General features: G+C 53.7%; 16 protein-coding genes and 5 pseudogenes. 17 read left to right on the top strand and 4 right to left on the bottom strand.

Going from position 1 to position 15,053, the window contains the following annotated elements; genetic code table 11:
* A pseudogene (locus VU18_RS19695) lies at positions 1-126 on the bottom strand (DNA mismatch repair protein MutT); the annotation flags it as partial.
* Between the two features lie 250 nt (positions 127-376).
* Here VU18_RS19695 and VU18_RS07665 point away from each other — a divergent pair.
* From VU18_RS07665 to VU18_RS07600, 14 genes and pseudogenes are all read left to right on the top strand, one after another.
* Positions 377-814, top strand: a complete 438-nt coding sequence (locus VU18_RS07665; RefSeq protein ID WP_011231273.1) for a BrxA/BrxB family bacilliredoxin — start codon at positions 377-379, stop codon at positions 812-814.
* Between the two features lie 98 nt (positions 815-912).
* Positions 913-1,044 carry a YuzL family protein gene (locus VU18_RS17320; protein WP_011231272.1) on the top strand — a complete coding sequence of 44 codons (132 nt, stop codon included), beginning with the start codon at positions 913-915 and terminating at the stop codon, positions 1,042-1,044.
* A gap of 647 nt (positions 1,045-1,691) precedes the next feature.
* Entirely contained in the window at positions 1,692-2,876 is a 1,185-nt protein-coding gene (locus VU18_RS07660; RefSeq protein ID WP_014195882.1) for an LL-diaminopimelate aminotransferase, read from the top strand.
* Positions 2,877-2,897: 21 nt separating this feature from the next.
* Entirely contained in the window at positions 2,898-3,476 is a 579-nt protein-coding gene (locus VU18_RS07655) for a YpjP family protein (protein ID WP_025039120.1), read from the top strand.
* A 91-nt stretch (positions 3,477-3,567) separates the two neighbouring features.
* Positions 3,568-4,272: a hypothetical protein gene (locus VU18_RS07650; protein ID WP_011231269.1), complete on the top strand. Its 705-nt coding sequence runs from the start codon at positions 3,568-3,570 to the stop codon at positions 4,270-4,272.
* A gap of 74 nt (positions 4,273-4,346) precedes the next feature.
* Positions 4,347-5,141, top strand: coding sequence for a thymidylate synthase (gene thyA / locus VU18_RS07645; protein ID WP_011231268.1), 795 nt, complete (start codon positions 4,347-4,349; stop codon positions 5,139-5,141).
* A gap of 13 nt (positions 5,142-5,154) precedes the next feature.
* Positions 5,155-5,649, top strand: a complete 495-nt coding sequence (locus VU18_RS07640; protein WP_011231267.1) for a dihydrofolate reductase — start codon at positions 5,155-5,157, stop codon at positions 5,647-5,649.
* A 179-nt stretch (positions 5,650-5,828) separates the two neighbouring features.
* Entirely contained in the window at positions 5,829-6,272 is a 444-nt protein-coding gene (locus tag VU18_RS07635) for a YndM family protein (protein ID WP_011231266.1), read from the top strand.
* Positions 6,273-6,587: 315 nt separating this feature from the next.
* Positions 6,588-7,859 carry a threonine ammonia-lyase IlvA gene (ilvA, locus tag VU18_RS07630; RefSeq protein WP_011231265.1) on the top strand — a complete coding sequence of 424 codons (1,272 nt, stop codon included), beginning with the start codon at positions 6,588-6,590 and terminating at the stop codon, positions 7,857-7,859.
* Between the two features lie 106 nt (positions 7,860-7,965).
* Positions 7,966-8,217 (top strand): YpmP family protein, encoded by a 252-nt coding sequence (locus VU18_RS07625; protein WP_021322613.1) that lies wholly within the window; start codon positions 7,966-7,968, stop codon positions 8,215-8,217.
* Between the two features lie 107 nt (positions 8,218-8,324).
* Positions 8,325-9,216, top strand: a pseudogene (locus VU18_RS07615) (DegV family protein).
* A gap of 36 nt (positions 9,217-9,252) precedes the next feature.
* Complete coding sequence (locus tag VU18_RS07610) at positions 9,253-9,825, top strand: SCO family protein (RefSeq protein ID WP_014195876.1); 573 nt, start codon at positions 9,253-9,255, stop codon at positions 9,823-9,825.
* A gap of 74 nt (positions 9,826-9,899) precedes the next feature.
* Positions 9,900-10,682: an SGNH/GDSL hydrolase family protein gene (locus VU18_RS07605; RefSeq protein ID WP_011231261.1), complete on the top strand. Its 783-nt coding sequence runs from the start codon at positions 9,900-9,902 to the stop codon at positions 10,680-10,682.
* Positions 10,679-11,254 carry a YpmS family protein gene (locus VU18_RS07600; RefSeq protein WP_014195875.1) on the top strand — a complete coding sequence of 192 codons (576 nt, stop codon included), beginning with the start codon at positions 10,679-10,681 and terminating at the stop codon, positions 11,252-11,254. Before VU18_RS07605 ends, VU18_RS07600 begins: the two co-directional genes overlap by 4 nt.
* A gap of 88 nt (positions 11,255-11,342) precedes the next feature.
* Here the strand turns inward: VU18_RS07600 and VU18_RS07595 are convergent, their stop codons facing one another.
* The 3 genes and pseudogenes from VU18_RS07595 to plsY all read right to left on the bottom strand — a co-directional run.
* Positions 11,343-12,707 (bottom strand): RsmF rRNA methyltransferase first C-terminal domain-containing protein, encoded by a 1,365-nt coding sequence (locus tag VU18_RS07595; protein ID WP_014195874.1) that lies wholly within the window; start codon positions 12,705-12,707, stop codon positions 11,343-11,345.
* 28 nt (positions 12,708-12,735) lie between these two features.
* Positions 12,736-12,921, bottom strand: a pseudogene (locus tag VU18_RS19690) (glycerol-3-phosphate acyltransferase); the annotation flags it as partial.
* A 1-nt stretch (position 12,922) separates the two neighbouring features.
* The coding region (plsY, locus tag VU18_RS07590; protein ID WP_236687321.1) for a glycerol-3-phosphate 1-O-acyltransferase PlsY at positions 12,923-13,329 on the bottom strand (407 nt) is incomplete at its 3' end.
* A 175-nt stretch (positions 13,330-13,504) separates the two neighbouring features.
* Here plsY and VU18_RS07585 point away from each other — a divergent pair.
* The 3 genes and pseudogenes from VU18_RS07585 to VU18_RS07580 form a co-directional block, all read left to right on the top strand.
* The gene (locus VU18_RS07585; protein WP_021322616.1) at positions 13,505-13,930 is read left to right on the top strand and encodes an OsmC family protein; all 426 of its coding nucleotides are present in this window, start codon (positions 13,505-13,507) and stop codon (positions 13,928-13,930) included.
* Positions 13,931-14,013: 83 nt separating this feature from the next.
* Positions 14,014-14,186, top strand: a pseudogene (locus VU18_RS17315) (P-II family nitrogen regulator); the annotation flags it as partial.
* Positions 14,183-15,037, top strand: a pseudogene (locus VU18_RS07580) (ammonium transporter); the annotation flags it as partial. The pseudogenes VU18_RS17315 and VU18_RS07580, both read left to right, overlap by 4 nt.
* Positions 15,038-15,053 lie beyond the last annotated feature (16 nt).

The raw sequence follows: 15,053 nt of genomic DNA, 5'->3' as shown, positions 1-15,053 counted from the left end.
CCATAAGCCGTCGCGGCGTTTCTGCAATAAAATCCGCCCGCATTCATCGGTGACAGCGACCCCGGCTCCCGCCAAGATGATCGGCCGGGTTCCAATGATTTTTCGCAGTTCTTCAATGTATCCCATGTGCACGCTCCTTTCATGGCCATCGATGGCATAGTATATGTTTGGTCGCTGACAATGGCCGCGGCGGTTGATAGAAAGCGAAACGAAATCGCTCGTTTGATGGCGGCCAAACGGGTGCGTTTAGCCCCGTTTGTTCTGAATGATGCCGTTTAGAGACATGCGGCCGTGGACGGTTCTCTTCATTGATTTTTCAAACGAAAATATAGTATGCTGATAGCGCAGCGATGATGAATGTGGAGGGATGAGGGCAATGTCAATGGCTTACGAAGACTATATGCGCCAACTCGTGCAGCCGATGCGCGATGAACTTGTCCGCGCCGGTTTCCGCGAATTGCGCACAAGCGAAGAAGTCGAGCAGTTTATGAAACAAGTGGAAGGAACGACGTTTGTTTTTGTCAACTCAGTGTGCGGCTGCGCCGCTGGATTGGCGCGCCCCGCGGCGACGCAGGCGGTGTTGCGGAGCGAGAAAAAGCCGGACCATTTGGTGACGGTGTTCGCTGGCCAGGATAAGGAAGCGACAGCGAAAATGCGCGAGTACTTTGTCGGTTATCCGCCGTCTTCGCCGTCGATGGCGCTCTTAAAGGGGAAAGAAGTCGTTCACTTCATTCCGCGCGAAGACATCGAGTTTCACTCGATGGAGGACGTGATGGAAAATATTTTGGCTGCGTTTGACAAATATTGCGGCTGATGCGGTGCGAGCGAGGAGCGAACCGCTTGCGTTGATTCGCTTTCGTTCCGCATACAACGGCGCGTTGGCGGGAACGATAAGGGCGGAGGTGATCGGGCGTGCCGAAGCGGAAAAAAGATCGTTCGAAAACGGGCGTCAGCGCCCCAGATGTTCGAGGGCAAGGCACGACGGAGACGGAGACAGGCGCGTTCGAGCTTGACTCTGCCCGCAAAAAAACAAAAATCGATTAAAAAGGAGCTCCCGATGCGGGGCTCCTTTTGTCGTTTTCATGCGCAAACTCCCTTCGCATCCAACAGAATGCCAAGGGAGCTGGATGGATCGCCAAGAGCGTTTAGGCGTTGGCGATACAACTATAAATAAAGTAAAGCAATGTAATGAGGCTGGCCGCAAAAAAGATCGTGTTCATGTTTCATTTTTCCCGCCTTTCTGTCTATATTTTCGCTGAGAATCTATGATACACTATTCATGTGAACTACCCCCACTTCGCTTTGCTTGAAGTGGGAGCTTCTCAGTTCCACGACGAAAGCATTCTTTCGTCTCCCTGAGCGTGACTTCGGGTCGTCCCAACCCTAGGCATCCGACGATTCGGAGTTCTTTCGCGCCTTGGATATTTTACGCATGGAAGGCTTTGCTTGGTTTTCGCATTGGATATTCTCCATGCAACCCCCTATATCCAGTTCACAAAGAACATGATATACCTTGATTTTATCATGTGTTTTGGCTGACGCCAACCGACATCCATTTGTCGCTGATCGCTGGGCTGCAACCTTCACGCGGTTGAAGCGGGTGTCTTCTTTCGGAACTATGATAAAAGTATATACCAACAAAAGCAAAAAGAAAATGCAGTTTTTGTCTTGTCAAGGGAGAGGAAGACGAAATGAAAAAAGCGAAACGAATGAACGCGTTTTCGGCATCGATTTTCGCCGAGTTGACGGCGTATCGTCAAAAGCAGCGCCACCTTCATGACGAGTGGATCGACTTGAGCGTTGGCAGCCCGGATTTGCCCCCGGCGCCGTTTGTGCGTGAGGCGATCGCCCGCTACGCCAACGAGCCGAATGCGTACGGCTACACATTAAAGGGCATTCGCGAGTTTCATGAAGCGGTCGCCGATTATTATCGGACGGCGCATGGCGTTGTGCTCGATCCAGAGACGGAAGTGACGTACGTGATCGGGTCACAAGACGGGCTCGTTCATTTGCCGATGGTGTTCGCTGACCCGGGGGATGTCATTCTATTGCCGGATCCCGGGTACCCGGCGTATGCGGCGGGGGTGGCGATGGCGGAAGCGATGCCGTATTTTCTGCCGCTGAGGGAGGAAAACAGCTTTTTGCCGGATTTGCGTGCGATCCCGGAGGACATCGCCAAACGGGCGGCGATCATGTTTCTTAACTTTCCAGGGAATCCGGTGCCCGCCGTAGCGACAGAATCATTTTATCGCGAAGTGGTTGAGTTTGCGAAGCGGTACGATATCCTCGTTGTTTCCGATTTTGCTTACGGCGAGCTGTATTATGACGGAAACAAACCGGTGAGTTTTCTTTCTGTTCCAGGCGCAAAGGACGTTGGCGTGGAGATCAATTCGTTGTCAAAAAGCTACAACATGGCCGGCTGCCGGGTCGGCTACTTATGCGGAAATGCCGAGGTGATTCGTGCGTTTGCCGAGTTTAAGTCCAATTTGGATTACGGCATTTTTTGGCCGCTGCAAAAAGCGGCCGCGGAAGTGCTCCGCCATGGCGCCGGCTTTTGCGCCCAGAGCCGCATGATGTATCAAGCGCGCCGCGATGTGCTCGTGGATGGACTCGCTGACATCGGTTGGACGGTTGACCGTCCGCAAGCCGGCATGTTCGTGTGGGCGAAAATTCCGGACGGATGGACGTCGCTTTCGTTTGCGAAGGCGCTCATCGACCAAGCCGGCGTCGTTGTGACGCCTGGGCACGCGTTTGGGCCGAGCGGCGAAGGGTATGTGCGCATCGCCCTTGTCCAGCCGGAAGAAGTGTTGCGCCGGGCGGTCGCAAAATTAAAAGCGACCGGCTTGTTCGCGTCTTTGGCCGCTGATCGGCGGTAGCGGGAGGTGAAGGCGATGAAGCTGCCGTCTTGGCTTCGAAAAACGCTTGTTGCCGCCATTACCGTCTGCACGTTTGGACTCGTCACACCGCCCGCTTCGCTGCTCGCGGCCAAAGATCCGCCGTCAGATGATGCATCGTCTTCCGACTGGCAGCACAGTCCAACAAGTCGTGCCGAGGAAGCGGTTTCGTTGACGCGAGCTCAATTCATTGAGCGGACGATGGAAAAGGCCGTTGCCCAGTCCCATGAAAAATTCGGCCGCAAAATCGCTCCGGTCATTGAAGATGAGTTTCGCGCCGTCATTTTGCCGCGCATGGAAGAAGTGATCGCCGAGCTTGCCGATCGTTATCCGGAAGAGGAGCTCCGCTATTTGGCTGTTTCGGAAAATCCGTCTGGCGGGCAAGGAGAACGCATTTTCCATATTTACCGCGCCGATACGGGAGAAGATGTCATTCGCTTCCACGTCCGCCGCGAACATCCGCCGCAAGACGGATATTGGTTTCAGTTTCACTATCATACATGCGATGATGGGTTTCAAGCCCATCATGAACTCGGGAAAATCTACTGGTCAAAAAATACGCCGCCGAACTGGCGTACATAATCGCCTACGGTTCTTTCCTGATTTTGCGCGTTTTTTCCCGCTTCGTTCTATGATATGATTTTCATAGATTGAAAGAAGCGGGGGAACCACGATGAAACGGCTGTTCACTAGTTTGTTGGCGGCGCTGTTCGCCGTTCCGCTTCTATCGTTCTCACCGTATCCGGCTGCCCATGGCGTGCTGCTTGAAGAAAGCAGCCTTGGTCTTAGGGGTGTTCCGTCTCATGATGTGCTTGGCCGCATCATCATCGTGCCGGAGACGGAGTTTTCCGCCTCTGAAGCGAATGAAATGATCCGGACGCTCGCCCGCATTGATCGCACGATTTTAGAGCAGGCGGCGGACCACCATATTTACATCCAACTGTTGACCGGCCCGATCACCGATGAGCCGACGGCCCGCCATTTGCGCGGAAAAACGCCGCGCGGTTATATGCCGGGTTCGAAAACATGGGATGACGTGCCGGGCATCGGTGGGTCGCATTTAGTGCTTGTCCGCCTCGGCCATAGCGAAAAAGGAAAAGGGCATGGCTCGGTCAATTTGGAGCTGCATGAGTTTGCTCATTCGCTCGATTACATCGTATTTGACCGCATTCATGAAACGGACGAATTTCAAGCGATTTGGCGGGAGGAGGCGCCGCGGCTCTTTCCTGGCGAATATTATTTTTTGACTTATCCGGAAGAGTATTTTGCCGAGTCGTTTGCCTATTATTATGCAAGCGACAAGACGCGGCAAACGTTGCGGGCGGCAGCGCCGAGAACATATGCGTTGATCCGCGGATTGGCGGAACGGGCCTCGTAAAAGGCTCGTTTTTTTATGGACAAGTGGTTCACCATGCGTCGCTTTATGGTATGATAGAGCGTGAGGTGAGAACATTGCGGCAATATTTGCAGCTTTTGGAGGATATTTTGGAAAACGGCGTCGAAAAAGAAGACCGCACGGGCGTCGGCACGCTGTCGGTGTTCGGCCGCCAGCTCCGCTTCAACTTGCAAGATGGATTTCCGCTCGTGACAACGAAAAAATTGCATATCCGCTCCATCATTTATGAACTGCTTTGGTTTTTAAAAGGCGATACGAACGTCCGCTATTTGCAGGAGAATGGCGTGACGATTTGGGACGAGTGGGCGGACGAAAACGGCGATCTCGGCCCGATTTACGGCGCGCAATGGCGCTCATGGAAAGGGGCGGACGGGAAAACAATCGACCAGATCGCGTGGGTCGTCGAGGAGATCAAACGAAATCCGAATTCACGCCGGTTGCTTGTGAGCGCTTGGAACGTAGCGGAATTAGACGAGATGAAGCTGCCGCCGTGCCATTATGCCTTTCAGTTTTATGTCGCGAACGGTCGGTTGTCGTGCATGTGGCAGCAGCGCTCCGTTGATACGTTTTTAGGGCTGCCGTTTAACATTGCCAGCTACGCGCTGTTGACGCATATGATCGCCCAGCAATGCGATCTCGATGTCGGCGAACTCATTTTCACCGGCGGTGATGTCCATTTGTACAAAAACCATCTCGAACAGGCGAAACTGCAGCTGACGCGCGAGCCGCGCCCGCTGCCGAAGCTCGTGATCAAACGGAAGCCGCCGTCCATTTTCGATTACGAATACGACGATTTTGAAATTGTCGGCTACAACCCGCATCCGACGATTAAAGCACCGGTGGCTGTGTAAAGGAGAGGACGCGATGATTTCGCACATTGTGGCAATGGATGAAAACCGGGTGATCGGCAAAGACAACCGCTTGCCTTGGCATTTGCCGGCCGATTTGGCGTATTTTAAACGGGTGACAATGGGCCATGCCATCGTGATGGGGCGCAAGACGTTTGAAGCGATCGGCCGGCCGCTTCCCGGCCGCGATAACGTCGTTGTCACGCGCAACCGCTCGTTTCGTCCGGAAGGCTGCCTTGTGCTTCATTCGCTCGAGGAAGTCAAGCAATGGATCGCATCGCGCGCTGATGAAGTGTTTATCATCGGCGGGGCCGAACTGTTTCGGGCGACGATGCCGATTGTCGACCGGCTGTATGTGACAAAAATTTTTGCTTCCTTCCCCGGCGATACGTTTTATCCGCCCATTTCTGACGATGAATGGGAAATCGTTTCCTATACGCCAGGAGGGAAAGATGAAAAGAATCCGTATGAACACGCCTTTATCATTTATGAGCGGAAAAAGGCGAAATAGATGGGACACGGGCATGGATATGCGTTTGTCGTTGGCGTACGAAACGTTTGCGAGACGCCCCCAAAAACGGGGCGTCTTTTTGTTTGAGATCGGAACATTTTGAAAACGTGTTTCTGCATAGAAGCGGGGCGAAAAAGGAACGATAATCAATAGAACCACAATGGAAATGGAGGAAGACGATGAAACATATCGTTCCGTTTGTCGTCAAGCTCGCTGCTTGGAGCGTCGTCTTGTTTTCGATGTTTACGATCTTCGATGCCCCGCTTTCCTTGATTTCACTCATGACGATCGTGACGGCGCTTGTTTCTTATATGATCGGCGATCTGTTCGTGTTGCCGCGCGTCGGCCATTTTGTCGCTGCCGCTCTTGACGTGCCGCTTTCCTTTTTGCTTATTTGGCCGGTCAGCTTTGCCCTCATTGCCCCGTCCGTCAACATGGCATACGGCGCGTTTTTCAGCGCCTTGGCGATCGGGGCGGTTGAAGCGTTTTTCCATTTGTATATGGAAAACCATGTGCACGAAGAAGCAAGACGGGAAGAAGCGCACCGCTGGTATGATGAAGGAAGATGGGCGACGGAATTTGCCGAGGAAGAAGAGTTCAAAAAAGAGGACGACCGGGCATAGCGCCGGTCGTTTTTTCTGTCCGCTTGCGCATGAAGAAGTAGTTCGCCGTACATATGCTGCACAATTCGCCGCGTTGCCGTCTGGCAGGACGGCTAGAGAGAGGTTTCGAGCAGGAAGGACGGCGCTCATCGGATGGCGTCAGTCCAAAAGCGTGAATCCGGTCGGCGGAAGCGTCCGGTAAAGCGGGATAATCGCGATGATCGCGAGCCAGCCCATCTTCACTCAAAAACTTTTCGAAAATTCCCTTTTCTTTTTGCGGATTTGTGATATAATCTACAAATCAAAGACAACTTAGAAAAGAAAGGGAACGAGAGCATGGAACAACAGCTGAAACGGAAGCAAGGGGCGGTATACGTCGAGGACATTTTGATCGCGTATCATACGCTGAAGGATGTTGTTTTCCATACGCCGCTGCAAAAAAATCCGCTGTTATCCGAGCGCTACGAGTGCAATGTCTACTTAAAGCGCGAGGATTTGCAAGTCGTGCGTTCGTTTAAGTTGCGCGGGGCGTACAACCGGATGAAGCATTTAACCGATGAGGAGCGGAGAAACGGGGTGGTATGCGCCAGCGCCGGCAACCATGCCCAAGGGGTGGCCTATTCATGCCGGGCGCTTGGCGTGCACGGGAAAATTTATATGCCGGCGACGACGCCTCGGCAAAAAGTGTCGCAAGTGCAGCTGTTTGGCAAAGACATGGTCGAGATCGTGCTTGTCGGCGACACGTTTGACGATTCATACAACGAAGCGGTGAAGTGCGCCGAGGCGGAAGGGCGGACGTTCATCCATCCGTTTGATGATGAATACGTCATTGCCGGACAGGGGACGATTGGCGTCGAGGTGTTAAACGACTGTGATGAACCGATCGACTTTTTGTTCGCCAGCATCGGCGGCGGGGGATTGATGGCCGGACTAGGGACGTATGTGAAAAGCATTTCTCCGTCCACCAAAGTCATCGGGGTCGAGCCGGCTGGCGCCCCATCGATGAAAGCGGCGCTCGAGCGCGGACATGTGGTGACGCTCGATGAAATCGACAAGTTCGTTGACGGCGCTGCCGTCAAGACGGTCGGGGAAAAGACATTCGCCTTATGCCGCGGGGTGCTTGATGACATCGTCGTCGTTCCGGAAGGAAAAGTATGCACGACGATTTTGGAGCTGTACAACGAAAACGCCATTGTCGCTGAACCGGCAGGGGCGCTGCCGATCGCCGCGCTTGATTTTTACAAGGAACAAATCCGAGGCAAAACAGTCGTCTGCGTCATAAGCGGCGGCAACAACGACATCGACCGGATGCAGGAAATCAAAGAGCGTTCGATGATTTACGAAGGACTGCAGCACTATTTCATCGTCAACTTCCCGCAGCGGGCTGGGGCGTTGCGTGAGTTTTTGGATGAAGTGCTTGGGCCGACCGATGACATCACCCGGTTTGAATACACGAAGAAAAACAACAAAGAAAGCGGACCGGCGCTTGTGGGCATCGAGCTGAAACGGCGCGAAGACTACGCGCCGCTCATCGAGCGGATGAAGAAAAAAGGCTTCCCGTTCCAAGAAGTGAACAAAGACCCGAACTTGTTCCATTTATTGATCTAACGAAAAAAGACGAAAAAAGTCGGAACAAATTCGCCGCATTCCGACATACTTTTTCACCGGATTGGTGTATAATAAAAGTAAATCGGTGAAAAAGAGGATTGATATTTTGCTATTCAAAAGCCTCGAGTTTCAAAACGCGTATGGGCAGAAGGTCAAGATTATCGAAATTCCAGTATTGGAGGAAGAGAATACGTACCGATTCATGGTCCAACTGCGCTTGGAGGCGTTTATTGCAAAAGTGTATCGGTCGAGAACAAACCGTTCCGTTTACTCGTTCCGCGAACATTTGAAGAAAGTGCTGAAATGGCCGGTATATGAACAGATCTTTAAAGAAACAGTGTTGAAACATAACGCGTAACGATGGTTGTTTTGCCCATTGCGGCAAAACAACTTTTTTTGGGTGGGATTTTCGCTGGTTTCATTATATAATGGAAACGAGATGACGCCAGGCATAGGAGTGAATCAATGAAAAAAGTAAAAATTGTGACCGACTCGACGGTTGATGTGCCGTCTTCGGTGCTCGCCGAGCACGGCATTGAAGTCGTTCCGCTTCATTTGACGGTTGACGGCGAGGCGTTTGTCGACCGGGTGACGATCACACCAGGGCAGTTTATGGCGAAGATGAAGGCAGCGCGTGAACTGCCGAAAAGCTCGCAACCGTCGGTCGGTGAGTTAACCGTCGGTCGGTGAGTTTCTAGCTGTCTATGACCGGCTCGGGGCGGACGGAAGCGAGATCATATCGATCCATATGGCCGGCGAGCTGAGCGGCACGGTCCGTTCGGCTGAGCATGCGGCGGCCCTGACCAAAGCGAACGTGACGGTCGTCGATTCCCAATTCATTTCGTATGCGCTTGGATTCCAAGTGCTTGAAGCCGCCCGCTTGGCGAAGGCGGGTCGAAGCGTTGACGAGATCATCCGGCGCTTAGACGACGTGCGCCGTCGTACGCGGCTGTATGTGGTGCTCGATACGCTCGATCATTTAGCGAAAGGCGGCCGCATCGGCCGCGGCAAAGCGCTCGTCGGCTCGTTGCTGCGCATCAAGCCGATCGCTGCGCTTGTTGACGGGCTGTATACACCGGTGTCGAACGTGCGCAGCTTTTCGCAAGCCATCGCCGATTTAGCGGGCCGGTTGGTTGAGGAGAAGGCGGAAGCGCCGGTGCGCGCGGTCGCCATTGCCCATGCCGATGCCGGGCGCTGGGCGGAGCGGCTGAGAGAAGCAGTCGCTGAGGCGATCGGTTCTGTGCCGGTTGACATTGTTGAAACGACGCCGGTTATTTCGATTCATACCGGACCCGGCGCGCTTGCGCTGATGTATTATACGGAAGAAGGGGAGCACAAGGGGTCGGGCGCAGTTTGAAACAAAGCGATACAGGATGAAAGGGACGAGCAGTGGATGTGGAAACGAATCATGATGATGGCAGCCGTTTGTTTGCTGGCGGCGTGCGGAAAAACGATTCCGGACGCCAAAAACTGGCCGGTGGAGGACTTTACGTTTGTCGATCAGACGGGCAAGCCGTTTGGGCTTCGCGACTTAAAAGGAAAAGTGTGGGTCGCCGATTTTATTTTTACAAACTGCGAGACCGTTTGTCCGCCGATGACGGCCCATATGGCGAAATTAAAACAAATGGCAAAGAAAGAAGGACTGGATGTCGAGTTTGTCTCCTTCAGCGTTGATCCGGAAGTCGATACGCCCGAAAAACTGGCGGCGTATGCGAAACAATTTACAGACGACCTATCAAACTGGCATTTGCTGACCGGATACAGCCCGTCTGAAATCAGCGAGCTGGCGCAAAAAAGCTTTAAAACGATCGTGCAAAAGCCGGCCAATGGCGATCAAGTCGTGCATGGCACCAGCTTTTATTTGGTCGGGCCAGACGGAAAAGTGGTTCAGACGTACAGCGGCGTGCAAGATGTGCCATACGAAACAATTTTAGAGCATATCAAAATCGTGCAGTCGTCGCAATGAGGCAAAAACGGCTACCGCCTTTTTGCCTTCTTTTCGTCTTTCCCCTTGTTGCGGCAAAAGGCAGGTGTCAAACAATGAGACGGTGGGGATGGTTGTTGTGCTGCTGGCTGCTCGCCGGATGCGTGTCGCTTTCGGCGGGCGGAAAGCCGGAGCGCCCGCATGAAGCCGCCGTCAAGCAGACGGAAGCAAAGCCGCTTCCGAAAGATATACATTTGGTCGCTTTAGGCGATTCGTTGACGGAAGGAGTGGGGGACGGCGAAAGGAAAGGCGGGTATGTCGGCCGCCTTGTCCCGCTCCTTTCGGCAGAAGACGGGGTGCGGACAGTCACCGTAGCGAATTTCGGGAAACGCGGACGGCGCATCGCTGAATTGGAACCAGTCATTCACGCCCATCAAGCGGAGCTCGGGCGGGCTGATATGATCTTGATCACCATTGGCGGCAACGATGTGATGAATGTCGTCCGCTCGCACTTTTTAGACTTGTCGCGCCAGCGGTTTCAGCAAGCCACGGAAATATTTGCCGACCGACTGGATCATCTATTGATCTCGCTTCGCACGATCAATCCGGATGCGGTCATTGTGCTTGTGGGTCTATACAATCCGTTTTCCACGACGTTGCCGAATATTCCGGAAATCAATGATGTCATTACCGAGTGGAACAAGGCAAGCCAGGCGGTGCTTTCCCGTTATGACCGAACGATTTTCGTTGATATTCAAGACATCTTCATCGACCGCGACGAATTGCTTCATCGCGACGAATTTCATCCGAATGCCGCAGGATACGAACAGATGGCCATGCGAGTGCATGAAGCGTTAGATCAACAAAAAGAGTGGTGGGTAGGGAGCTTATTGCAATGAATTGGAAACGAGCGTTTTGGATGTTGGCGGCTGTCAACGCCGCGGTTCTTGTTTGGACTGTCGCCTGGCTGTTCGAACCCACTTCACCGGTGAAGCGGCCGGCGCGCCCAAATGTGGAGGGAGCTTCGTTTACAGTATACTCGAAGAAGGAGCATTTGAACGCCGTCATGAACGACTATTTGGCAGAAAAAACGAAAGGCCATCCGCTGCAATACCACGTTTGGCTCGCCGATCGCGTCTATGTTTCAAGCGAAATCCCCATTTTAGGCCGCTCGGTCGAACTTGTCGTCTCGTTTGTGCCCAAAGTAATCAAAGGAGGGAATGTCGAGCTCACGGAGCCGACGATTTCGCTCGGCGACTGGAAGCTGCCAGTGACGTATGTGCTTCGCTACTTGCAAAAGCACGCCCCGCTGCCGGATGAAGTGGCGATTGACCCGGAGCACACCCGCGTCTACGTCGCGCTCACGGACATTCGCTTTGGCAACGGCTATCAAGTGGCGGCAAAAAAAATCGATTTGGCCGCCGATGAGATCGTGTTTACCTTAACAATTCCGACGAAGCAGCACCAGTAAAAAAGGGCTGACCTAAAACGCACCCGCGTTTTGGGTCAGCCCCTTTTTTGCGATTGGGAGCTCCTTTGCCATCTGCTTTTCCGACGTTTTAGACGAGGCGCAGCCCTTTTGGATAAAAGTTTTTCACCGTTCCTTTCACTTCTTTCCCCCAGGCGAACGGAAATCCATCCACGGCCACAAGCAGCCAACCGCGGTCGCCGCCGGTGGAAAGCGTCTCGCCGCGCCAATATTGGACGATTTCGCGGCTCGCGCTCGATAGGTCAAGCACATGTTTCGCTTCCTCTGTCCGCAACGCCAAGGCAAGGGCATGGTTCGGCTCAAACCGCTCTTTTTTCACATCCCCTAAGTGCAACCCGGCGCGGACGATTTTCAAACCGGACAAATCCGGGCAACGCTCGGGCAACACAGTCAAATGGGCGCCAAATGACACGAACGTGCCGTCTCGCTCTGTCCGCAATGCCTCTTGTTCAAACTGGCGATACAGGCGGATAGCGGCTTTTGGCGCGCTCGATTTCGCCCACCGCCCTCGCCAAGGTGAGGTGGGCCGCTGTTTTTGGAGTTTGGCGACAAAATGCCCTTCCCCTTTCAGACGGTGCGGCCAAAGGCGGGCGGTGTGTACGAGATCGGATCGATTGGTTTTCGTCCATTCCGGCCGCCCTGGCTCGATGCCGCCGATTTTCGCAATGGGTAACAACTGCAAATCCTCGTACGTCTCAAGCAGCCATTCAATCGTTTGTTCGTTTTCCTCCGGAGAGAACGTGCACGTGGAATAGACGAGAATGCCGCCTTCTTTCAGCATCGCATAGGCGCTTTCCAAAATGCGCCGCTGTCTGGCCGCACATTCTTCCACATAAGCCGGGCTCCAAAACGAAGCGGCCTCTTCATCCTTGCGAAACATGCCTTCGCCGGAACAGGGGGCGTCGACTAAAATTTTGTCAAAAAAGCCCGGAAACTGCTCGGCAAGCGCCTCGGGAGTTTCATTGACGACAACGGTGTTCGTCAAGCCGAACCGTTCGACGTTCTCTGCGAGCGCTTTGACCCGTTTCGGGTGGATTTCGTTGGCGACAAGCAGCCCTTTGTTTTCCATCATCGCTCCAAGCTGGGTCGTTTTCCCGCCAGGGGCGGCGCACAAGTCAAGCACCCTCTCCCCAGGGGCGGGACGCAGCGCTTCGGCGACCGCCATCGCGCTCGGTTCTTGAATGTAATACAGGCCGGCCGTATGGTACGGATGCTTTCCCGGCTGTTCGTCCGGCTCATAATAAAACCCGGTCGGGCAAAACGGCACCGGGGAAAGGGAAAAGGGCGCCGTTTTTGCCCATGCGCCCGGGTCGGTTTTCAACGGATTGACGCGCAAGCCGTTGATTTTTTCATTTTCATAAACAGCGAAAAACTCGTCTGCTTCTTCATCAAGCAGCTTCTTCATTTTCGCGACAAATGCTTCCGGCAATCTCAACGCAGCAAACTCCTTTCTCCGTCCGTCGTCATGAGCGTTTGCCTGGCCATTTCACTTTTGGCTCCGTTTTGTTCAAGATGCGTTGAATGTTGGCGCGATGACGATAAAAGATAAACGAAGCCAGCAACAATACCGCCACCGTCAATGGAATGTCGTCCGTGAAAAAGACGGTGTACACGACCGCATACAGCGCCGCGGCCATCGATGACAGGGANACGTAGCGTGAAACAGCCAAGACGACAAGAAACACGGCGATGAGCGACAAAAAGAACAACGGCGAATAAAACAGCATCACCCCGCCTGATGTCGCCACCGCCTTGCCGCCGCGGAATTTGGCGAACACCGGATACATATGGCCGACCACGGCGATCGCCCCGGCCAAAAGCGGATGCACGGGGACGGAAAAAAGCATCGGCAAGCTCGCCGCCAGCGTCCCTTTTAGCATATCCCCGACAATGACGATCGTGCCCGCTTTCGCCCCGAGCACGCGGAACGTGTTCGTTCCCCCGAGATTGCCGCTTCCATGTTCGCGGATGTCGATCCCGTAGCCGATTTTCCCGACAAGAAGGCCAAACGGAATCGAGCCGAGAAGATAAGCAAGAAGCAAAATGAGTGCGGTCATCGAATCAAACACCCTTTACTCAACAAGTTTGTGCATGTTTCTATTTTAACATGCATGAGCGAAAACGGTAGACAGGAATTTTGCATTTCAAGGACATAGCCGCTAAACTGAAAAGAAGAAACGGGCTGTCGGAAAGTCCGTCCGACCCCGGACAGATGAGAAAGGAGCGACCATGATGAAAACGACGGTTGTATGGAACGGAAACATGTCATTCAGCGGCCAAAGCGCTTCCGGTGTGGTGATTCCGATCGACGCCGCGAAAGACGTCGGCGGCAACGATTCAGGCGCTCGGCCGATGGAGCTGTTGCTTCACGCCTTGGCCGGCTGCACCGGCATTGACATCGTTTTAATCTTGCGGAAAATGCGGCTTGACGTCCGCGCGTTTTCGATGGAAGTCGAAGGAACGCGCGCCGATGACCACCCGAAGCGGTTTACCGACATTCATATTCATTATGCGCTCGAAGGCGATTTGCCGGAAGACAAAGTCGCCCGCGCCATTCGGTTGTCAAAAGAAAAATATTGTTCCGTTTCCCATTCGTTAAATGCCGCCATTACAGCGAGCTATTCGATCAACGGCGTGCGCGGGAAGGAGACGATCTAACAAGGAGAAGGGCTTGACGTTCATGGCCGTTTCGCGTGGCATAGCGTCGAATGACAATACGATGAAAAAGGTGTTCCGATACGATTAAAGGGCTGAAACAGATCGGCATCACCGGGTTTACCGTTTCGCAACCGGGTTTACCGTTTCGCAAGTCGTTGGGCGGGGAAAACAGAAGGACACGCAAGAAGTTTACCGAGGAAAAAACTACAAAGTGACGCTTCACCCGAAAGTGAAGCTGGAAATTGTTCTTTCCGATTTGGGATGAAAGATTTCGCAGGGTCAGCAGCGATTCATGCGCTCGGCGGCTTTGCGGCACTGGCGATCGCCAAGCGGCTTGGGCCGCGAAAAGGGCGGTTCAACTCGGACGGTAGTGTGAACGTATTTGCGCCGAGCAATATTCCGCTTGCTTCGGCTGGGGCGTTCATTTTATGGTTTGGCTGGTTTGCGTTTAATGCGGGCAGTACGCTCGACGCATCCAATAAAGCATTGGCATCGATCGCCCACAACACGATGCTGTCAGGGGCGGCCGGAGGCGCGTCGGCGCTCTTCGTGACGATGAAAAAGTACGGAAAAGCCGATCCAAGCATGGTCATGAACGGTGTATTGTCCGGTCTGGTGGCCATTACGGCCGGTTGCGCCTTCGTTTCGCAATGGAGCGCGGTGCTGATCGGTCTTGTGAGCGGCGTCATCGTCGTCTATGCGACGCTGTTTGTCGATGCATTGAAAATTGACGACCCGGTCGGTGCGGTGGCGGTTCATGGGTTTAATGGGGTGTTTGGCACGCTCGCCGTCGGCTTGTTCGACTCGACGCAAGGATTGTTGACGACCGGTCATGCGTCGTTGTTCATCACCCAACTGCTTGGCGCGTTGACAGTCATCGTTTGGGGCTTCGTCAGCGGTGCGCTCATCGCGAATGTGTGCGACAGCACGGTCGGGCTCCGGGCGACAGAGCGTGAGGAAGAAGAAGGTCTCGATATGGCGTACCACGGCATTCCGGCTTACAATGAACTCGAGCGGTTTGCCGATCTCCCGGGCGGGTTGTACGATTTTGAGGAGACGACCGGCATTCGCGTTGCTCCGTTAAACAAGAAAAACGCGGTCGGTTGAACGCTCTCCCACCTAC

This window comes from Geobacillus sp. ZGt-1 (assembly GCF_001026865.1).
Taxonomy (GTDB): domain Bacteria; phylum Bacillota; class Bacilli; order Bacillales; family Anoxybacillaceae; genus Geobacillus; species Geobacillus thermoleovorans.
The sequence above is the reverse complement of the archived record's forward strand: the minus strand, read 5'-3'. Positions and strand labels throughout refer to the sequence as shown.

What these genes read in the sequence shown, in the direction of transcription:
- VU18_RS07665 (WP_011231273.1), top strand. Translation starts at nt 377, where the DNA reads ATGTCAATGGCTTACGAAGACTATATGCGCCAACTCGTGCAGCCGATG.
- VU18_RS07660 (WP_014195882.1), top strand. Translation starts at nt 1,692, where the DNA reads ATGAAAAAAGCGAAACGAATGAACGCGTTTTCGGCATCGATTTTCGCC.
- VU18_RS07650 (WP_011231269.1), top strand. Translation starts at nt 3,568, where the DNA reads ATGAAACGGCTGTTCACTAGTTTGTTGGCGGCGCTGTTCGCCGTTCCG.
- VU18_RS07640 (WP_011231267.1), top strand. Translation starts at nt 5,155, where the DNA reads ATGATTTCGCACATTGTGGCAATGGATGAAAACCGGGTGATCGGCAAA.
- VU18_RS07635 (WP_011231266.1), top strand. Translation starts at nt 5,829, where the DNA reads ATGAAACATATCGTTCCGTTTGTCGTCAAGCTCGCTGCTTGGAGCGTC.
- ilvA (WP_011231265.1), top strand. Translation starts at nt 6,588, where the DNA reads ATGGAACAACAGCTGAAACGGAAGCAAGGGGCGGTATACGTCGAGGAC.
- VU18_RS07610 (WP_014195876.1), top strand. Translation starts at nt 9,253, where the DNA reads ATGTGGAAACGAATCATGATGATGGCAGCCGTTTGTTTGCTGGCGGCG.
- VU18_RS07605 (WP_011231261.1), top strand. Translation starts at nt 9,900, where the DNA reads ATGAGACGGTGGGGATGGTTGTTGTGCTGCTGGCTGCTCGCCGGATGC.
- VU18_RS07600 (WP_014195875.1), top strand. Translation starts at nt 10,679, where the DNA reads ATGAATTGGAAACGAGCGTTTTGGATGTTGGCGGCTGTCAACGCCGCG.
- VU18_RS07585 (WP_021322616.1), top strand. Translation starts at nt 13,505, where the DNA reads ATGAAAACGACGGTTGTATGGAACGGAAACATGTCATTCAGCGGCCAA.